This is a genomic window from uncultured Eudoraea sp. (assembly GCF_947258525.1).
Lineage (GTDB): Bacteria > Bacteroidota > Bacteroidia > Flavobacteriales > Flavobacteriaceae > Eudoraea.
The window spans coordinates 1-2522 of record NZ_CAMYIP010000180.1; the positions used below are offsets into that span (position 1 = coordinate 1).

General features: G+C 38.9%; 1 protein-coding gene and 1 pseudogene. Both read left to right on the forward strand.

All coding sequences use genetic code 11. From position 1 onward, the window contains the following. The coding region (locus Q0X89_RS13250) for an HlyD family efflux transporter periplasmic adaptor subunit (RefSeq protein ID WP_297694949.1) at positions 1–513 on the forward strand (513 nt) is incomplete at its 5' end. 61 nt (positions 514–574) lie between these two features. Beyond that, positions 575–2522 (forward strand): annotated as a pseudogene (locus Q0X89_RS13255) (efflux RND transporter permease subunit); the annotation flags it as partial.

Sequence of the window (2522 nt, forward strand, 5' to 3'; positions counted from 1 at the left end):
GATATGGCAAATCCCGGAATACCTCTTCTTGAAGTAGAAGCTCCGGGGAAATATCAGGTGTTGACTTTAGTACCGGAATCTGAAATAACAAAAATCAAAAAGGGTATGGAAGTGCAAGTGAACTTAAATTCCTTAAATGAGAATATTCAGGGAGAAGCGGTTGAAGTACGCAGCTCATCTAAAAATACAGGAGGGCAGTACCATGTAAAAGTATCCTTATCTGAAACAAGCGCTCCTGTCTTATCAGGGATGTATGCCACAATTAAATTTCCTGTAACAACAGAAAATCAATCAAGAGCAGCATTGATACCAATTGAGGCCCTTGTTCATAAGGGGCAATTATCAGGGGTGTATACAGTAAGTGAGAGCAATACAGCACTTCTGAGATGGCTGCGTTTAGGACGTTCCTATGGTGACAGGGTTGAGGTATTATCAGGTCTGTCAGCGGATGAAAGTTTTATTGTTTCATCTGATGGAAAATTATATAACGGGGCTAAAATAGCTATACAATAGATTTTGGGCAGGGTTTTTTACCACTACCTGGAAAAGAAGTTTATAAAGCAATACTAATAATATGAAAGAAGGATTAGCAGGGAAAATTGCAAAGTTGTTCATAGGATCTAAACTAACAGTACTCCTTATGATAGTTTTTATGATCATTGGGGTATATAGCTCCTTTTTGATTCCAAGGGAGGAAGAACCACAGATTGATGTTCCCATTGCCGATATTTTTGTAGGATATCCGGGGGCCAGCCCAACCGAAGTTGAATCAAGGGTAGTAAAACCATTGGAAAAACTTATCTCCAATATCAAAGGGGTAGAATATGTTTATTCTACTTCTATGAAGGAACAAGCCATGGTTATCGTACAATTTTATGTAGGAGAGGATATTGAGAGGTCTTTTGTTAAGCTCTACAACGAGATTAACAAACATATGGATATCATGCCACAAGGTGTAACTTTTCCGTTGGTAAAAACCAGGGCTATTGACGATGTGCCAATGCTTGGACTAACCCTGTGGAGCGAAAATTATGATGATTACCAATTAAAACAGATTGCACAGGAACTGTCTGACGAAATTGAAAAGATTAATGATGTTTCGGCGATCAAAAAAATTGGCGGCAGAAACAGGCAATTAAGAGTAGTGCTGAACAAAGATAAGATGGCAGAAAGTGACCTGGATTTCCTTGCCGTTGCCCAAATGATAAAAGCCAATAACAGTCAACTTAGCGCGGGATCTTTTGATAAGTACGACACTGAGTTTACAGTAACCACAGGAAGGTTTTTGGAAACTACCGAGGATGTTGAAAATCTTGTTGTGGGAATTCAGCAGAATCAACCAATATATCTCAAACAAATTGCCACGATACATGACGGAGCAGAATTACCAAAAAACTATGTTTCACTTGGATTTGGTCAGGCGAGTGAAAATGTACGGTCATATAATTCTGAATATCCTGCGGTTACCATTTCTGTTGCTAAACGAAAAGGAGCAGATGCCATGAAGATTTCGGATATCATCTTAAAAAAGGTAGATCATTTAAAACAAAATTTAATCCCGACAGATGTCCATGTAGAAGTTACACGTAATTATGGAGAAACTGCTTCTCAAAAAGTATCAGAACTACTTATGCACCTTATTGGGGCCATTATAGCGGTAACATTTGTAGTTATGCTGGCAATGGGCTGGCGGGGAGGCTTAGTAGTCTTCTTATCCGTTCCAATTACTTTCGCTCTTACACTTTTGAGCTACTATATGTTGGATTACACACTTAACAGGATTACACTTTTTGCCCTTGTATTTGTTACAGGTATTGTATTGCCTCTGTTTTACCAATGGCTTTTGTATCCGGATTAATGGGCCCATATATGTCTCCAATGCCAATTGGAGCATCTATTGCAATGATATTGTCTCTGTTTGTGGCGCTGACAATCACTCCTTATCTCGGTTTTATATTCCTACGTGAAAAAGAAAAAAAAGGGAAGAAAAAAGAGGAGAAACAACTTAATGAGACCTTGATATACAGGGTCTATGAAAAATATGAAAAACCCTTACTGGAAAATAAAAAGAAACGCTGGATATTTTTGGGAATAACTTTCTTCCTGCTGCTTGCTTCGGTGGGTATGTTCTTTACAAAGTCAGTTGCCGTTAAAATGTTGCCTTTTGATAATAAAAATGAATTTCAGGTAGTCATAGACATGCCTGAAGGCACCACGCTAGAACGTACTGCTGTTGTCGCAAAAGAAATTTCTCAGTATCTGGCAACACGTCCGGAAGTAGTTAATTATCAAAGTTACGTTGGTACATCTGCTCCTATTACTTTTAATGGCTTAGTACGTCATTATGATCTGCGAGGTGGAAGCAATATGGCCGATATTCAGGTAAATTTAGTAGATAAACACGACAGAAGTGCTCAAAGCCATCATATAGCCAGCCTCCTGCGTCCGGAAATTCAAAAAATTGGTAAGCAGTATAATGCAAATGTAAAAGTGGTGGAGGTCCCTCCAGGACCACCTGTGCT